Annotated in this window: 15 protein-coding genes and 1 pseudogene; all 16 read left to right on the top strand. The window is 63.4% G+C overall.

The window, feature by feature from the left end:
- On the top strand, nucleotides 1-719 hold a 719-nt coding region (locus B5F88_RS08660), incomplete at its 5' end, for a transglutaminase domain-containing protein (protein WP_275532925.1).
- 18 nt (nucleotides 720-737) lie between these two features.
- Nucleotides 738-1,289: pseudogene (gene rsmD / locus B5F88_RS08655) on the top strand (16S rRNA (guanine(966)-N(2))-methyltransferase RsmD); the annotation flags it as partial.
- Nucleotides 1,290-1,315: 26 nt separating this feature from the next.
- On the top strand, nucleotides 1,316-1,813 hold the full coding sequence (gene coaD / locus B5F88_RS08650) for a pantetheine-phosphate adenylyltransferase (protein ID WP_087344391.1): 498 nt from the start codon (nucleotides 1,316-1,318) through the stop codon (nucleotides 1,811-1,813).
- Entirely contained in the window at nucleotides 1,813-2,319 is a 507-nt protein-coding gene (locus tag B5F88_RS08645; protein ID WP_087344388.1) for a hypothetical protein, read from the top strand. Before coaD ends, B5F88_RS08645 begins: the two co-directional genes overlap by 1 nt.
- Before the next feature lie 284 nt (nucleotides 2,320-2,603).
- The gene (gene mraZ, locus B5F88_RS08640; RefSeq protein ID WP_087344385.1) at nucleotides 2,604-3,020 is read left to right on the top strand and encodes a division/cell wall cluster transcriptional repressor MraZ; all 417 of its coding nucleotides are present in this window, start codon (nucleotides 2,604-2,606) and stop codon (nucleotides 3,018-3,020) included.
- Nucleotides 3,020-3,961, top strand: coding sequence for a 16S rRNA (cytosine(1402)-N(4))-methyltransferase RsmH (rsmH, locus tag B5F88_RS08635; protein WP_087344382.1), 942 nt, complete (start codon nucleotides 3,020-3,022; stop codon nucleotides 3,959-3,961). Before mraZ ends, rsmH begins: the two co-directional genes overlap by 1 nt.
- A gap of 28 nt (nucleotides 3,962-3,989) precedes the next feature.
- Entirely contained in the window at nucleotides 3,990-4,544 is a 555-nt protein-coding gene (locus tag B5F88_RS08630; protein WP_087344379.1) for a hypothetical protein, read from the top strand.
- A 152-nt stretch (nucleotides 4,545-4,696) separates the two neighbouring features.
- On the top strand, nucleotides 4,697-7,063 hold the full coding sequence (locus B5F88_RS08625) for a penicillin-binding transpeptidase domain-containing protein (RefSeq protein ID WP_087344376.1): 2,367 nt from the start codon (nucleotides 4,697-4,699) through the stop codon (nucleotides 7,061-7,063).
- Between the two features lie 36 nt (nucleotides 7,064-7,099).
- Entirely contained in the window at nucleotides 7,100-8,539 is a 1,440-nt protein-coding gene (locus B5F88_RS08620; protein ID WP_087344374.1) for a UDP-N-acetylmuramoyl-L-alanyl-D-glutamate--2,6-diaminopimelate ligase, read from the top strand.
- 120 nt (nucleotides 8,540-8,659) lie between these two features.
- The gene (gene mraY / locus B5F88_RS08615; RefSeq protein ID WP_087344371.1) at nucleotides 8,660-9,646 is read left to right on the top strand and encodes a phospho-N-acetylmuramoyl-pentapeptide-transferase; all 987 of its coding nucleotides are present in this window, start codon (nucleotides 8,660-8,662) and stop codon (nucleotides 9,644-9,646) included.
- Between the two features lie 35 nt (nucleotides 9,647-9,681).
- On the top strand, nucleotides 9,682-10,890 hold the full coding sequence (locus tag B5F88_RS08610) for a putative peptidoglycan glycosyltransferase FtsW (RefSeq protein ID WP_242959695.1): 1,209 nt from the start codon (nucleotides 9,682-9,684) through the stop codon (nucleotides 10,888-10,890).
- A gap of 26 nt (nucleotides 10,891-10,916) precedes the next feature.
- A complete protein-coding gene (gene murG / locus B5F88_RS08605; protein ID WP_087344368.1) occupies nucleotides 10,917-12,053 on the top strand; it encodes an undecaprenyldiphospho-muramoylpentapeptide beta-N-acetylglucosaminyltransferase in 1,137 nt (378 codons plus the stop codon).
- Between the two features lie 60 nt (nucleotides 12,054-12,113).
- Complete coding sequence (murA, locus tag B5F88_RS08600; RefSeq protein ID WP_087344365.1) at nucleotides 12,114-13,379, top strand: UDP-N-acetylglucosamine 1-carboxyvinyltransferase; 1,266 nt, start codon at nucleotides 12,114-12,116, stop codon at nucleotides 13,377-13,379.
- A gap of 74 nt (nucleotides 13,380-13,453) precedes the next feature.
- Nucleotides 13,454-14,338, top strand: coding sequence for an FtsQ-type POTRA domain-containing protein (locus tag B5F88_RS08595; RefSeq protein WP_087344362.1), 885 nt, complete (start codon nucleotides 13,454-13,456; stop codon nucleotides 14,336-14,338).
- Nucleotides 14,331-15,083, top strand: a complete 753-nt coding sequence (locus tag B5F88_RS08590) for a DUF881 domain-containing protein (protein WP_242959693.1) — start codon at nucleotides 14,331-14,333, stop codon at nucleotides 15,081-15,083. The genes B5F88_RS08595 and B5F88_RS08590 overlap by 8 nt, the downstream gene beginning before the upstream one ends.
- The gene (locus B5F88_RS08585) at nucleotides 15,083-15,469 is read left to right on the top strand and encodes a DUF1290 domain-containing protein (RefSeq protein WP_087344356.1); all 387 of its coding nucleotides are present in this window, start codon (nucleotides 15,083-15,085) and stop codon (nucleotides 15,467-15,469) included. The genes B5F88_RS08590 and B5F88_RS08585 overlap by 1 nt, the downstream gene beginning before the upstream one ends.
- Nucleotides 15,470-15,487: the final 18 nt, after the last annotated feature.

Below are 15,487 nucleotides of genomic sequence, written 5' to 3'. Positions count from 1 at the left end.
CCCCGGAACCCCCACCCACCTCATCCGTTCCCCCAACTCCGGCTCCAACTCCAGAGCCTACCCTGGATATCAGCGCCTTCGTGCCCTTTGAGCCGCCCAACGAGTACGACATGACCATCTACGACACCTCGGCCATTGTGGCGGCCTGGGAGAGCGGAGACGAGAGCGGCCTCAGCGACAAGGACGCCGCTATCCTGGCCCGCTGCCGGGAGTTGATCGCGGAACATATCACCGGGGACATGACCGACTTTGAAAAGGAACTGGCCCTCCACGACGCGCTGGTACGCCTGGGGGAGTATGACGAGACGGTGTATGACCCGGCCACCCCTCAGGGCAGGCCGGACAACACCAACCCCTATGGCATGCTGGTGGAGGGGTACGGCATCTGCCTGGGCTATGCCACCAGTTTCCAGCTGCTGATGGATCTGGCGGGGGTGGAGTGTATCACGGTGGTGGGGGCGTCTTCCGGCTCCACCAGCGACCATGCCTGGAATATGGTGCGCCTGGAGGGGGAATGGTACTGTGTGGACCCCACCTGGAACGACCCGGTAGGTGGGGAACGTGTGTCTCCCAACCAATGGGACCAGGTCCACCATGCCTACTTCAATGTGACCAGCGACGATATGCGGTGGACTGACCACCAGTGGGACTATGCCAACGTGCCAGAGGCCACCGCCACCCGGTTTTGCTGGAACGGCGCCGGCCGGCTGCCCCAGTGAGAGAACAGAAAGGAAGGAACCGCCATGCGCGTGATTACCGGAATTGCCCGGGGCCGGAGGCTGAAGGAGCTGCCCGGCCTGGAGACCCGGCCCACCACCGACAAGGTGAAGGAGTCGGTATTCAATATCGTACAGTTTGACATCGAGGGCCGGAGGGTGCTGGACCTGTTCGGCGGCACCGGCCAGATGGGCATTGAGGCCCTGTCCCGTGGGGCGGCCTTCTGCTCCTTTGTGGACCTGCGGAAGGAGGCCGCCGCTGTGATCCGGGACAACCTGGCCCACACCGGCCTGGCCGACAAGGCGAAGGTCACCCAGGGGGACTATCTGGCCTTTCTCACCGGCTGCCGGGAGAAATTTGACCTGATTTTCCTGGACCCGCCTTACGGCTCCGGAATGTTGGAGAAAGCCCTGGCCGCCATCGCCAAGATTGACATTGCCACGGAAAATGGTATAATAGTCTGCGAAAGCGCCGCCGAGGCGGCGCTGCCGGCGCTGCCCGCCCCCTACCGGATGGGCCGGGATTACCGCTACGGCAAGATCAAGATCACACTGTACCACCGGGACGTGTAACTCCCGGTTTGAGGATGTGAGTCCACATGAAGACCGCCATCTACCCCGGCAGCTTCGACCCCATCACGCTGGGGCATTTGAATATCATCAAGCGGGCCGCCGTCTGCTTTGACAAGCTGATTGTGTGCGTGCTGGTGAACTCGGAAAAGGTGAACCGGGGCCTGTTCACCCCGGAGGAGCGGGCGGACCTGATCCGCCGGGTGGTGGCCAAGCTGCCCAACGTGGAGGTGGACTGCTCGTCCACCCTGCTGGCGGAATACGCCCGGCAGCGGCGGGCCTGCACCCTGGTAAAGGGCCTGCGGGCGGTGTCCGACTATGAAAACGAGCTGCAGATGGCCCTGATCAACCGCAAGCTCAACCCCCGGCTGGAGACCATGTTTCTGCCCTCCAGCGCCAAATATACTTACGTCAGCTCCAGCGTGGTGAAGGAAATGGCCCGCTACGGAGCGGACCTGTCGGATTTCCTGCCCAGGGAGATCATCGCGGACGTACAGCAAAAAATGGACAGCAGGAGGGATTGCTGATGGCCACCGGCGTGGATGAATTACTGGACATGCTCTTTGAGATGATCGACGAGGCCAAGAGCATGCCGCTGAGCAGCGACAAGTGCATTCTGGAGCGGGACCGCGCCCTGGACCTGCTGGACGAGATCCGGGCCCAGTTCCCCATGGAACTGGCGGAGGCTAAGAAACTCATTGCCGCCCGGACGGAGTATATCGCCTCCGCCAAGCGGGAGGGTGAGCTCATCCGCAAGCAGGCCGAGGACCAGGCCAAGCAGATGGTGGCCGAGGACGAGGTGCTGGCCCAGGCCAAGCAGAAGGCCAACGAGATGCTCCGGGTGGCCGAGGAGCGCAGCCGGGACCTGCGCAAGGCGGCCAACGACTACTGTGAGGACGCCCTCCGCCGCACCGAGGAGGCGGTGGCCGAGGCCTACGACGAAATCAAAAAATCCCGAGCCCGGTTCCGTGCCCTGGCGGGCGGGGGAGCTGTCGCCGGGCGGCAGCCCTATGACGCCGCCGCCGACGAATAGAGCGTGTTTCTCCCGTTTACGTAATATCGAAAACCGGCACTTTTTCACCACCATACCGCAAGGTATGGTGGTTTTTTGTTTCCATTTGTAACTCAAAAGGATCGAACATATGTTTTTCATGTCGAAAATCCTGTATTTCAGGGGGAAAAACGGCATTTTTCTCGTTTAAAAAGTAGAAAAAACTATTGCAATTCCGTTACGGAGCCTTTATACTAAAAAGCAAGTGGAGCGAAGTGGGGGAAAAACCCGCAAAATTTCAGCCGAGTGGGGGGAAGGTGAGAGGCGTGACCGGCACGTATGAGCACAGTATTGATGCCAAAGGCCGCCTTTTTATCCCCGCCAAGCTCCGGGAGGAGCTGGGAGTCACCTTTTATCTGGCCATGGGCGTGGACGCCTGCCTGGCCATCTACCCCCAGTCCACCTGGGACCGGTTTACAGAAAAATTCGCTTCCCTGCCTATGAGCCAGTCCAAGGCCATGCGCCCTCTGTTTGCCAACGCCGCAAAATGCGAGCTGGACAGCCAGGGGCGCATCGTCATCCCCCAGAAGCTGCGCAAGTACGCCGGACTGGACAAGGACGTGGTGATCATCGGCGTCCACGACCGGGCGGAGATCTGGAGCGCCGACGCCTGGCAGGCCCAGGAGGAAGAGGAAATGACGCCGGAGAAGATGTCGGCCTGTATGGAGGCTTTGGGATTCTGATGAGTGAACCGAGCTATACCCACAAGCCGGTGCTGCTGGAGGAGTGTATCCAGGCGCTGGCCATCCGGCCGGATGGAATTTATCTGGACGGCACCCTGGGCCGGGCGGGCCACAGCTGGGAGATCGCCAGACGTCTGACCAGCGGACGGCTCATCTGCGTGGACCGGGACCAGGCGGCCCTGGACGCGGCGGAGGAGCGCCTTGCCCCCTGGCGGGATAAGGTGGAGCTGGTACACAGCAATTTCTGCGAGCTGGACGCCATTCTGGACGGCCTGAAGCTGGACAGGGTGGACGGCATGCTGTTTGACCTGGGGGTGTCCTCCCCCCAGCTGGACGACCCGTCCCGGGGATTTTCCTATATGGCGGACGCCCCCCTGGACATGAGAATGGACAAGACCGATACCCTGACGGCCCGGACGGTGGTCAATGAGTGGCCCCAGGAGGAGCTGCGGCGCATCCTCTGGCAGTACGGGGAGGAGCGGTATGCTTCCGCGATTGCGGGAGCCATCGTCCGGGCCAGGGACAAGGAAGAGATTGCAACCACACTGCAGCTGGTGGATGTACTCCGCTCGGCCATGCCGGCGGCCGCCCTGCGGGAGAAGCAGCATCCGGCCAAGCGGACCTTTCAGGCCATCCGCATCGCGGTGAACGATGAGCTGACGGCGGTGGACAAGATGGTGCGCGCCGCGGTGCCCCGGCTGAACGCCGGCGGCCGGCTGGCGGTGATCTCCTTCCACTCTCTGGAGGATCGAATTGTGAAAAACGCCCTGGCGGAGTTTGCCAAGGGCTGTACCTGCCCGCCGGACTTTCCGGTGTGCGTGTGCGGGAAGAAGCCCCAGGTGAAGCTGGTGAACCGGAAGCCCATTGTCTCCGGTCCGGCGGAGCTGGAGGAAAATCCCCGTGCCCGCAGCGCCAAGCTGCGGGTGGCTGAAAAGCTGTAATTTACCAAAGATAGGAGTGGACGGGAGCATGGCAACTGCCGTGAAGCGCAGGACAAAACTCAATCGGTATACGAACGTTCCCTACGACGCGTATGACGGCTCTGCCGCCCGTCAGCTGAAGGGTTCGGAGGTTCTGCAGCCCCGGCCCATGGTACGGCCCAAGCAGCGGGTGGTGGCCCGGCCCCGGGTGCGGGTGCGGGAGGCCGGGGCGGTGTCCCCCTTTGCGGTGGCCGGTTTTCTGGCCGTGGGGGTGTTTGCCATTCTGCTGCTGTTCAGCTATGTGAAGCTGACGGTGACCTCCCAGCAGATCATCGACCTGCGCAGCGAGATGACCGAGCTGCGCACCGAGGAGGCCAAGCTCCGCGCTCAGTACGAGCTGGCCTATGATCTGGAGAGCATCGAGCAGGAGATGACCGCCAACGGGACCATGGTAAAGCCCCAGAACGGACAGAGCATCTATGTGGACCTGTCGGAGCCCGATTCGGTGACGATCTTCGAGCAGGAGGAGGCCGCGCCGGGGACGGCGGGCTTTGTGGACACGATCAAGTCCATTGTGGAGGAAATCGTGGCATATTTCAGCTGATCCCAGCCATATATTGATTTGCAGACCCCACAAAAACAGAACCGGGCTGCCGCCGGGCGGCCCACCCGTAAGAAGATGGACGAAAGAGGGCGTAAGAAAAGAAATTTTCTTACGCCCTCCACTGTAACTATCCCCAAGCGAGGTGAGCCGAGATGGCACGCAGAAAGAAAGAACGTTTGCTCCGGCAGCAGCCCGACCACCGGGCCAACCGCACCATCCTGATCCGCACGCTGATTCTCATGGGTATCTTCGGCGTGGCGGTGTTTGTGCCGCTGTTTTTTCAGCTGTGGAAGATCCAGATTCAGGATTACGACTACTACCGGGGGCTGGTGGCGGACCAGCAGACCAAGGACAGCACGGTGGAGGCCAACCGGGGCACCATCTATGACAGCAACGGGGTGCCCCTGGCCCTCAGCGCCACAGTGTACAACGTGCAGCTCTCCCCCAAGGAGATCATCCAGTGCCAGGAGAATTACAAGGAGAAGGTGGAGCAGGCCGAGAAGAACGGCAAGGACCCGCCGGACTACCCCGAGCCCACCAATGAGTTTATCGCCGAGAACCTGGCGGAGATTCTGGACCTGGAGGTGGACGATATCCTGGCCCGGCTGGCCAAGGAGAACTCCCTGTATGAGATGATCAAGTGGCGGGTGGAGCCGGAGGAGTCGGAGGCGGTGGAGCAATTCATCACCGAGAACCACATCAGCGGCATCTACCTCATGCCCACCAGCAAGCGGTACTACCCCAAGGGCAGCCTGGCCGCCCAGGTTATCGGCTGGGTGAACCCCAACCTGGGAGAGGGCGCCTACGGAGTGGAGGCCCTGTATGAGGAGGAGCTGGCCGGAGAGACCGGCCGGGTGGTCACCGCCAAAAACGGCGTGGGCACCGAAATGCTCTATTGGTTTGAGGACTACTATGACGCCACCAATGGCGACGATCTGACCCTCACCATCGACGCCACTATCCAGTCCTTCTGCGAGAGCATCCTGAAAAAGGGCGTGGAGCAGTTCGACGTGCAGAACGGCGGCTTCTGCATTGCCATGGACCCCAACACCGGGGAGATCCTGGCATGGGCCAACTCCCCCACCTACGACCTGAACGACCCCTGGGCAGTCACCGACCCAGTGCTCAGCCAGTACCTGGAATCGGTGAAAAACGACCCCTCCACCAGTGAGGAGGCATATGCCGAGGCTCTGGGGAATACCCAGCTTCAGCAGTGGCGCAACAAGGCCATCAACGACACCTATGAGCCGGGCTCCACCTTCAAGTCCATCGTCCTGGCCGCCGCCCTGGAGGAGGGAGTGGTCAGCGAGAGCGACCACTTCTACTGCTCCGGCAGCGTGATGGTGGAGGGCTGGAGCGATCCCATCAAGTGCTCCTATACGCCGGGCCACAAGGATCAGGACCTGGCCACGGCGGTGGCCAACTCCTGCAACCCGGCCTTTGTGGCCATCGGCCAGCGGCTGGGAGCGGAGAAGTTCTACGACTATTTGGAGGACTTCGGCTTCCTGGAGCCCACCGGCATCGACATGCAGGGGGAGTACGACACCAGCTCCCTGATCTGGCCCCGGGATAAGTTCACCAACGTGAACCTGGCCACCGCTTCCTTCGGCCAGCGGTTCAACGTCACTCCCATCCAGCTCATCACCGCCGCCTCCGCCGTCATCAACGGCGGTCACCTGATGAAGCCCTACGTGGTCAGCCAGGTCACCGACGCCAGCGGCAACGTGCTCCAGTATACCGAGCCCACCGAGGTGCGGCAGGTGGTCAGCGAACAGACCAGCGCCCGCTGCCGTGAGATTCTGGAGAAGGTGGTGGACGGCGGCACCGGCAAGAACGCCGCCGTGGAGGGCTACCGCATCGGCGGCAAGACCGGCTCCTCCGAGACCCTGGTGGAGGGACACACCATCGTCTCCTTCCTGGGTTTCGCCCCGGCGGACGATCCCCAGGTGGTGATCCTGCTGGCCTACGACGCCCCCAAGCCCGCCTCTCCCGGAGCCAATACCACCGCCGGCGGCTGGTATATCAGCGGCGGCAACATGGCCGCCCTCATGGCCAGCGAGCTTCTGGAGAACATTCTGGACTACATGGGGGTGGAAAAGACCTATTCCTCCACCGCCGACGTGCTGGTGCCCAACGTCACCGGCAAGACCCTGGCCGACGCCACCGCCGCCCTGAAGAAGAACAACCTGACCCTGCGCACCGTGGGCGACGGCGACACCGTCACCGGCCAGATCCCCGCTCAGGGAGCCTCCATCCCCGGCGGCAGCGAGGTGGTGCTCTACATGGGCGAACAGGCGCCCACCGACCAGGTGCAGGTGCCCAACGTGGTGGGCCTGACTTTGGCGCAGGCCCAGAAGAAGATGACCGAGGCGGGCCTCTACCTGAAGGCCAGCGGCGCCTCCGGCTACAGCACCAGCACCGCCTATGAGCAGGAGGTGGCCGCCGGCACCAGCGTGGACCAGGGCACCGCCATTGAGGTGCGCTTCACCGACTCCGCCGCCAGCGGCGCCGGTCTGTAATCAAACTGACCCAAGGAGGAAAAGCGGGGTGGAAAGATGCGGCTGAATCAGGTGCTGGCGGGGGTGACCCTCACCGCCCGCCGGGCGCCGGACCTGGAGATTTCCGGCATCTGCTATGACACCCGAGAGATGAGCCCCGGCTGTCTGTTTGTGGCCCTGCCGGGGTACAAGACCGACGGCCACAGGTACATTCAACAGGCTCTGAAGGGGGGGGCGGCGGCGGTGCTCTGCCGCACCCCGCCGGAAGGGGAGGGACCCTGGCTGGTCACCCCTGATCCCCGGGCGGCCCTGGCCATCGTGTCGGCCAACTGGTTCGGGCATCCGGCCAGGGAGCTGACCGCCCTGGCGGTCACCGGCACCAACGGCAAGACCACCACGACCTATCTCCTGAAAGCCATGCTGGAGGGAGTGCTGGGGGCCAGGGTGGGCCTGATCGGCACCAACCAGAACATGATCGGGGAGGAGGTCCTCCCCGCCCACCGCACCACCCCCGAGTCCTGGGAGGTGCAGAAGCTGCTGCGGGACATGGCGGACGCCGGTTGCACCCATGTGGTGATGGAGGCCTCCTCCCACGCCCTGGTGCTCCACCGGCTGGACGGCATCCGGTTTGCCGCAGGCATTTTTACCAACCTGACCCAGGACCACCTGGACTTTCACAGGACCATGGAGGCCTACCGGGACGCCAAGGGCCTGCTGTTCCGCCAGTGCGACACGGCGGTGCTCAATCTGGACGACGAGGCCGGGCGGTACTACGCCGCCACCGCCCCCTGCCCGGTGTTCACCTACTCCGAGCGGCGGGACGAGGCGGATCTCACCGCCAAAAACCTGCGGCTCTTTCCCCAGCGGGTGGAGTTCGAGGCGGTGACCATGGAGGCCATTGCCCGGGTGAAGCTGGCCATTCCGGGCGGTTTTACCATCTATAACGCCCTGGCCGCCCTCTCCTGCGGGGTGACGCTGGGTCTGACTCTGAATGACTGCGCCGGCGCTCTGGCCCGCGCCCACGGGGTCAAGGGCAGGATCGAGGTGGTGTCGGTGCCGGCGGACTTCACCGTGCTCATCGACTACGCCCACACCCCCGACGCCCTGGAGAATATCCTCACCACCGTCCGGGACTTTACCAGCGGCCGGGTGCTCTGCCTGTTCGGCTGCGGCGGCGACCGGGACCGGTCCAAACGGCCTCAGATGGGGGCCATCGCCGGAAACCTGGCCGACGTGGCGGTGGTCACCTCCGACAACCCCCGCACCGAGGATCCGGAGGCCATCATCCGGGACATTCTGGCGGGGATGGAGGGCACCCCGGCCCAGCGCCATGTGGAGCCCGACCGAAGGCGCGCCATCGCTCTGGCCCTCTCCCTGGCAGAGCCCGGCGACACGGTGGTGCTGGCGGGCAAGGGCCACGAGACCTATCAGGAGATCAACGGCGTACAGCACCACCTGGATGAGCGGGAGGAAATCGCCGCGTGGTTTGCCAAATAAGCCGGGAAATTTGTTACTATTTTGAGTGGAAAGCCCAAGCCATTTATGATAAAATACCTACCCGGTTCGGTTGGAACGGATCAAATTGAGCTGTGAGAGGCTTTGGAGGTTGCAAAAGAGATGTTGAGGATCATCATCAGCTGTGTGGCGGCTTTCCTCGTCACCGCATTGGCGGGCCGCGCCCTGATCCCCGTGCTGCGGCGGATGAAGGCGGGGCAGTCCATCAAGGAAATCGGCCCCACCTGGCACATGACCAAGCAGGGTACCCCCACCATGGGCGGGCTTATGTTCATTTTCGGTACCGCCGTACTGGTGGCCGTGCTGGGCTGGCCGGATTATACCAATGGGATTCTGGGCGGGGTGTTCGTGTTCCTGTTCTCCCTGGTATTTGGACTGATCGGCTATATCGACGACTATTTCAAGGTAAAAAAGCACGAGAATACCGGCCTCACCGCCCCCCAGAAGTTTTTGCTTCAGCTGGCGGCGGCGGTGCTGTTTACCGTGCTGCTGCGCAATTTCGGCTATCTGACTCCTGATCTCTACATTCCCTTTGTCAATGTCACCATTGCGGTGCCCTGGCCTCTGTATATGGTGTTTGCCGCCTTTGTCATGGTGGGGTGCGTCAACGCCGTCAACATTACCGATGGTATCGACGGCCTGGCCGCCGGGGTCACCGTGCCGGTGATGGCCTTTTTCACCGCCGTGGCGGTGCTGTGGGGCCACGATGAGCTGGGTATTTTTTCCGCCGCCCTGCTGGGCGGTCTGCTGGCCTTCCTGATCTATAATTTCCACCCCGCCAAGGTGTTCATGGGGGACACCGGCTCCCTGTTCCTGGGCGGCGCGGTGTGCGGGCTGGCCTTTGGCCTGGACATTCCCCTGGTGCTGATCCTGGTGGGCATTATCTACATTGCGGAAACTCTCTCTGATATTATACAGGTAGGATACTTTAAACTCACCCATGGCAAGCGGATTTTCCGCATGGCCCCCCTCCACCACCACCTGGAGATGGGGGGATGGAGTGAGGTGAAGCTGGTGTGTGTCTTTTCCGGCATCACCCTGCTGGCCTGCCTGCTGGCCTACTGGGGGGTGCTGGGGCGCTGGGCCTGAACCCCGTTTTTTCCCGCTGAAGGAGGCGAACTGGATTGGCAATACGCAAGCGCGACCTGACCATGGAGCAGCAGTTGGCCCGGGGACCCCTGGACCTGCCCTTCCTTATGCTGGTGGTGCTGCTCACCGGCATCGGCGTGGTTATGGTCTTTTCCGCCTCCTTTGCCACCGCCTATTATGACAGCAAGATCGGCGACCCCACCTATTACTTTTTCCGGCAGGCCCTGTTTGCCGTGGCGGGTCTGGCCATCATGATTGTGGTATCCAAAATCAACTACCAGACCTTCCGCTGGATGTCGGTATTTGTGCTGGCGGTGGCCATCCTGCTGCTCATCGCGGTGCTCATTCCCGGGATACATACCGAGCGCAGCGACAACGTGCGCCGGTGGATCCGCTCCATCGGCCCCATCCCCGCCTTCCAGCCCTCGGAGATCGCCAAGGTGGGGGTCATCATGTACTTTTCCGCCCGGCTGAGCAAGCGCAACCAGGAAAAGCCCGTCCGCCTGAGCCCCCGCTCCTTCTGGAGCGGCCCGGTGGCCTGGCTGGACCGCATCGGCTTTCTGGAGCTGGTGCCCTACGGGGCCATTCTGCTGCTCATCGTCATCCTCATGAAGATGGAGCCCCACATGTCGGGCACCATCCTGATCCTGGCGGGGGCGGCGGCGGTGCTCTTTGCCGCCGGCATCAAGCTCTACTGGTTCGCCCTGGGTGGCGGCGCTATGGGTCTGCTGCTGGCCCTGTCCATGCAGGGCTACCAGTCCACCCGTATTCTGGTGTGGAAGGACCCCTGGGCCTACCCCCAGGACGGCGGCTATCAGATCATCCAGTCTCTGTACGCCATTGGCTCCGGCGGCCTGCTGGGCCTGGGCCTGGGCAAGAGCCGCCAGAAATTCCTCTACCTGCCCGAGCCGGAAAACGACTTCATCTTCGCCATCGTCTGCGAGGAGCTGGGGTACGTGGGGGCGGCCATCGTGATTCTGCTGTTCGTGCTGCTGATCATCCGGGGCTACTGGCTGGCCGTCCACGCCAGGGACCGGTTCGGCTCCCTGCTGGTGGTGGGCATCACCACCCTGCTGGCGGTGCAGGTATTCCTCAATATCTCGGTGGTCACCAATCTGCTGCCCACCACCGGCATTTCCCTGCCCTTCTTCAGCTACGGAGGCACAGCACTGATGATCCAGCTGGCGGAAATGGGTATGGTGCTGTCGGTGTCACGGCAGATCTCGGCGCCCAGACAAGAATAGACTGTTTACGAGAGGGAAGTGGAAGTATGAAAATCCTCTTTACCTGCGGCGGGACCGCGGGCCACGTGAACCCGGCGGTGGCCCTGGCCCAGATGTTCCAGGCTCGCAATCCGGGCTGTGAGGTGCTCTTCGTGGGGGCGGACGGGGGAATGGAGACCCGTCTGGTGCCCAAGGAGGGCTACCCCATCGAGACGGTGACCATTACCAATTTCCGCCGCTCCTTTTCCCCGGCGGCCATTGGCCACAATATGAAAACCCTGCTGAACATGAACAAGTCCAAGAAGCAGGCCAACGCCATTCTGGACCGGTTCAAGCCCGACCTGGTGGTGGGCACCGGCGGCTATGCCTCCTATCCGGTGGTGAATGCCGCCGCCGCCCGGGGCATCCCCACCGCCGTCCACGAGTCCAACGCCGTTCCCGGCCTGACCACCAAGGCTCTGTCCAAGGTGGTGGACGTGGTGATGGTGGGCTTTGCCGAGAGCAAGAACCACTATGACGACCCCTCCAAGGTGGTGGTCACCGGTACCCCGGTGCGGGGGGACTTCTTCCAGTATACCCGGAAGGAGGCCCGGGCCAAGCTGGGCCTCACCGACGAGCGGCCCTTGGTGCTCTCGGTGTGGGGCAGCCTGGGGGCAGAGGAGATGAACCGCCAGATCATGGACTTCATCGCTCTGGAGTGCCGGGACGGGGAGCCTTTTCACCATATCCATGGGGCGGGCCGGGATTTTGCCCGGGTGATGGCCGCCCTGAAGGAGAAGGGGGCCGATCCGGCCAGCCACCCCGCCATCGACGTGCGGGAGTATATCTACGATATGCCGGTGGTGATGGCCGCCGCCGACCTGGTGCTCTGCCGGGCGGGGGCCTCCACCATCTCCGAGCTCACTGCTATCGCCAAGCCCTCCATTCTGGTGCCATCCCCCAACGTGGTGGCCGACCACCAGACCAAGAACGCCCGGGTGCTGGAGCAGGCGGGAGGCGCGGTGCTGCTGCCCGAGGGGGAGAGCTCCGGCGAAAAGCTCTACCAGACCGCCGCCGGGATCCTGAACGACAAGGACAGGCGGGAGGCTATGGGGGCGGCCCTGCGGGCCATGGCGGTGCCCGACGCTGCGGAGCAGATATACGGCGTGCTCTCCGGCCTGCTGGGCAAAAAACAGAGAAAATGAACCCCGATTCCCTCCTCCGCATAGGATGGCGTACCAAAACCCAAGTGCGGAGGAAGGCATATGAGTACATATCTGGTGGAGGGAGGCTTCCCTCTCAAGGGCTCCGTGGCGGTCCACGGGGCCAAGAACAGTGTGCTCCCCATCCTGGCGGCCGCCCTGCTGGCCCCGGGGGAGTGCGTCATCCATAACTGTCCCGACCTGTCCGACGTGGAGGCCTCCCTGGCCATCCTGCGCCATCTGGGCTGCTCCGCCCGGCGGGAGGGGACGGCGGTCATCGTGGACGCCTCCGCCCCCACCCGGTGGGATGTGCCCGACCGGCTCATGCGGGAGATGCGCTCCTCGGTGATCTTCCTGGGGGCGGTGCTGGGCCGGATGGGACGGGCCAGCCTGTGCGCCCCCGGGGGGTGCGAGCTGGGCCCCCGGCCCATCGACCTCCACCTGGCGGCCATCCGGGCCCTGGGGGGGACCATCACCGAGGAGCCGGGAGGGATGCTCTGTCAGGGCGCCCTCCACGGGGCGGACATCGTGCTGTCCCTGCCCAGTGTGGGGGCCACCGAGAACGCCATGCTGGCGGCGGTGTGCGCCAAGGGGACCACCACCATTACCAATGCCGCCCGGGAGCCGGAGATCGTGGACCTGCAGAACTTCCTGCTCACCCTGGGAGCCAGGGTGCGGGGGGCGGGCAGCTCGGTGATCACCATTGAAGGGGGCGCGCCCCTCCACGGCGGGTCGTATACCGTCATGGCCGACCGGATCGTGGCCTGTACCTATCTGGCGGCGGCGGCCGCCGCCGGGGGCGAGGTGGAGGTGACCGGGGTGGACTGGCGCACCCTGTCCACCGTTACCGCCGTGCTCACCGAGGCGGGGTGTGCCGTCCGCAGCCAGCCGGGGGTGATCTCCCTGCGCCGGGATAAACCGCTGAAGGGGGTGCGGCCCATCCGCACGGCGCCCTATCCCGGTTTTCCCACCGACGCTCAGGCGCCGGTGATGGCCGCCCTGTGCAAGGGCAGCGGCTGCACAGTGTTTGTGGAAAACATGTTTGAAAGCCGCTACCGCCATGTGGATGAGCTCATTCGCATGGGGGCGGACATCCGGGTGGAGGGCCGGGTGTCGGTGGTGTACGGGGTGCCCCGGCTCCACGGCGCTCAGGTCCGTTCCTCCGACCTGCGGGGCGGAGCCGCCCTGGTGGTGGCCGCTCTGGGGGCGGAGGGGGAGAGCCGGATTGAGGACCTCCACCACATCGACCGGGGCTACCAGTGCCTGGAAGGGGATCTGGCCGCCCTGGGGGCCCGGATCCGCCGTGTGGCGGAGGACAGAAAAACGTAAGAGCATCTTTACACATTTTTATGCTTTTTGTGAGATAGTATAGGAAAGAAGCAAACAGACAGGAGACCGAAGGCATGGCGGCAAGAAGGAGCAGAAAAGGAAGGCGGCGCAACCGGGGACGCTTCGGCGGCCTCTATAAGCTGCTGTCCATTCTGCTCATCCTTGCCGCCATTATCCTGGGCTGCGTGGTGTTTTTCCGGGTGAACACCATGCTGGTGGAGGGCAACAGCCGCTATACGGCGGAGGAGGTCATCGCCGCCTCCGGCGTGCAGCAGGGGGACAACCTGTTCGCTCTGAACAAAAGCCATATGATCTCCCAGATTCTCACCCGCCTGCCCTATGTGGACGATCTATCCATTCAGCGCAAGCTGCCCGACACTCTGGTGTTTTACGTCACAGAGAGCGTGCCGGTGGCCTGGGTGGAGAGCGGGGGAACCTGCTGGCTGCTGGACCACCGGTGCAAGATCCTGGAGGCGGGGGACTCCTCCCTCACCGAAAATCTGCCCCAGGTCATGGGGCTAACCCCTCTGGACCCGTCGGTGGGCGGGCGGCTGACGGTGGCCCCCGAGGAGCAGAACAAGCTGGACCGGTTGCGGGAATTCTTTACCGCCATCGGAGAGATGCAGATGACCGGCAGCCTTACCGGCTTTGTGGACCTGAGCAGTGAAAATGAAATCCGCTTTGGCTATGGAGCGGACCTGACGGTGATTTTCCCCCTGAACGGGGATTTTGACCAGGAGACCTATGAGCTGAAACGGGCCCTGGAGAGCATGGATGAGCGGGGGATCGCCCGCTCCGGCACCCTGGACCAAAACTACGAGGGCAGGGTGACCCACCTGCTGCCCGACCGGTGGCTGCCCGGCCAGCCCGACCCCACTCCGGAAGGAGAGGGCGGCGGGGAGACCGAGCCGCCGGCGGCCAGCGAGAGCCCACAAGGAGAGAACAATGCGGATGAATGAAAAGAAACGGCGCAGCAAAGGGGAACTGGCGGTGGTGGTGGTTTGCGCCATCGTTGGCTTTCTGCTGGCGGCCCAGCTGCGGGGGGTTAAGCTCACCGGGGCGGCAGACGCCGCCACCGCCAGCCGGCTGGAGACCCTGCAGAATCTGTACAACGAGCTGATGGACCAGAAGGACGGCCTGGCCGACCAGGTGGAGCAGCTCCAGAGCGAGCTGGCCCTCTACCGGGACCAGGCGGCCTCCGGCGATGAGGGGAGCGAGGCCCTGCGGGCCGAGCTGGACAAGCTGGAGATCACCGCCGGCCTCACTGACGTGGAGGGGCCGGGGGTGACGGTGATCCTGGAGGACTCCAGCTCCACCAACGTCACCGGCGACGAGGCCGACTACTTAATCCACGACAACGATCTGCTGTCGGTGATCAACGAGCTGCGCTCCGCCGGGGCGGAGGCCATCTCCCTCAACGGGGAGCGGCTGCTGGCCACCAGCGAGGTGCGCTGCACTGGAGCGGTGGTGACGGTGAACGGCCGGCGATACGCCGCCCCCTACGTCATCTTCGCCATCGGCGACCCGGATACCCTGTATAACGCCGTGACCATGCGCAACGGGGTGGTGGACGTGCTCAGCCAATGGGGGATCACGGTGAAGGTGACCCCCAGCGACCTGCTGCTTATCCCCAAGTACAACGGGACCGTAGAGTATCAATACGCCCATACCGTGACGCCGGGCGAGGAGGAGGGTGAGGAGTAATGCTGGAGCTGGTGGGACTGCTGGCGGGTCTGGCGGCGGGATTTCTGTTCCCCTGGGCCATTCCCAGTCAATACTCTCTCTATGCCGCCGCCGGGCTGCTGGCGGCGCTGGACTCCGCCCTGGGGGGCTTCCGGGCCAGAGTGGCCGGGGAGTTCAAGCTGGATGTCTTTCTCTCAGGCACGGTGGGAAATGCTCTTATCGCGGTGTTTCTCACCTGGCTGGGCCAGAATCTGGGGATTCCCCTTTACCTGGCGGCGGTGGTGGCCTTTGGAACGAGAATGTTCCAAAACTTTGCGGAAATCCGGCGGGAGCTATTGACCTCCAAGCAAAAGAGGGATAAAATAAAACAAGATATGGGTTCTTTGGAGGGTGAGGGTACAAAATAGCTCATTTTTCTGCCCATA

The organism is Flavonifractor sp. An306, assembly GCF_002159455.1.
Lineage (GTDB): Bacteria > Bacillota > Clostridia > Oscillospirales > Oscillospiraceae > Flavonifractor.
This window is presented reverse-complemented; position numbering and strand designations above follow the sequence as displayed.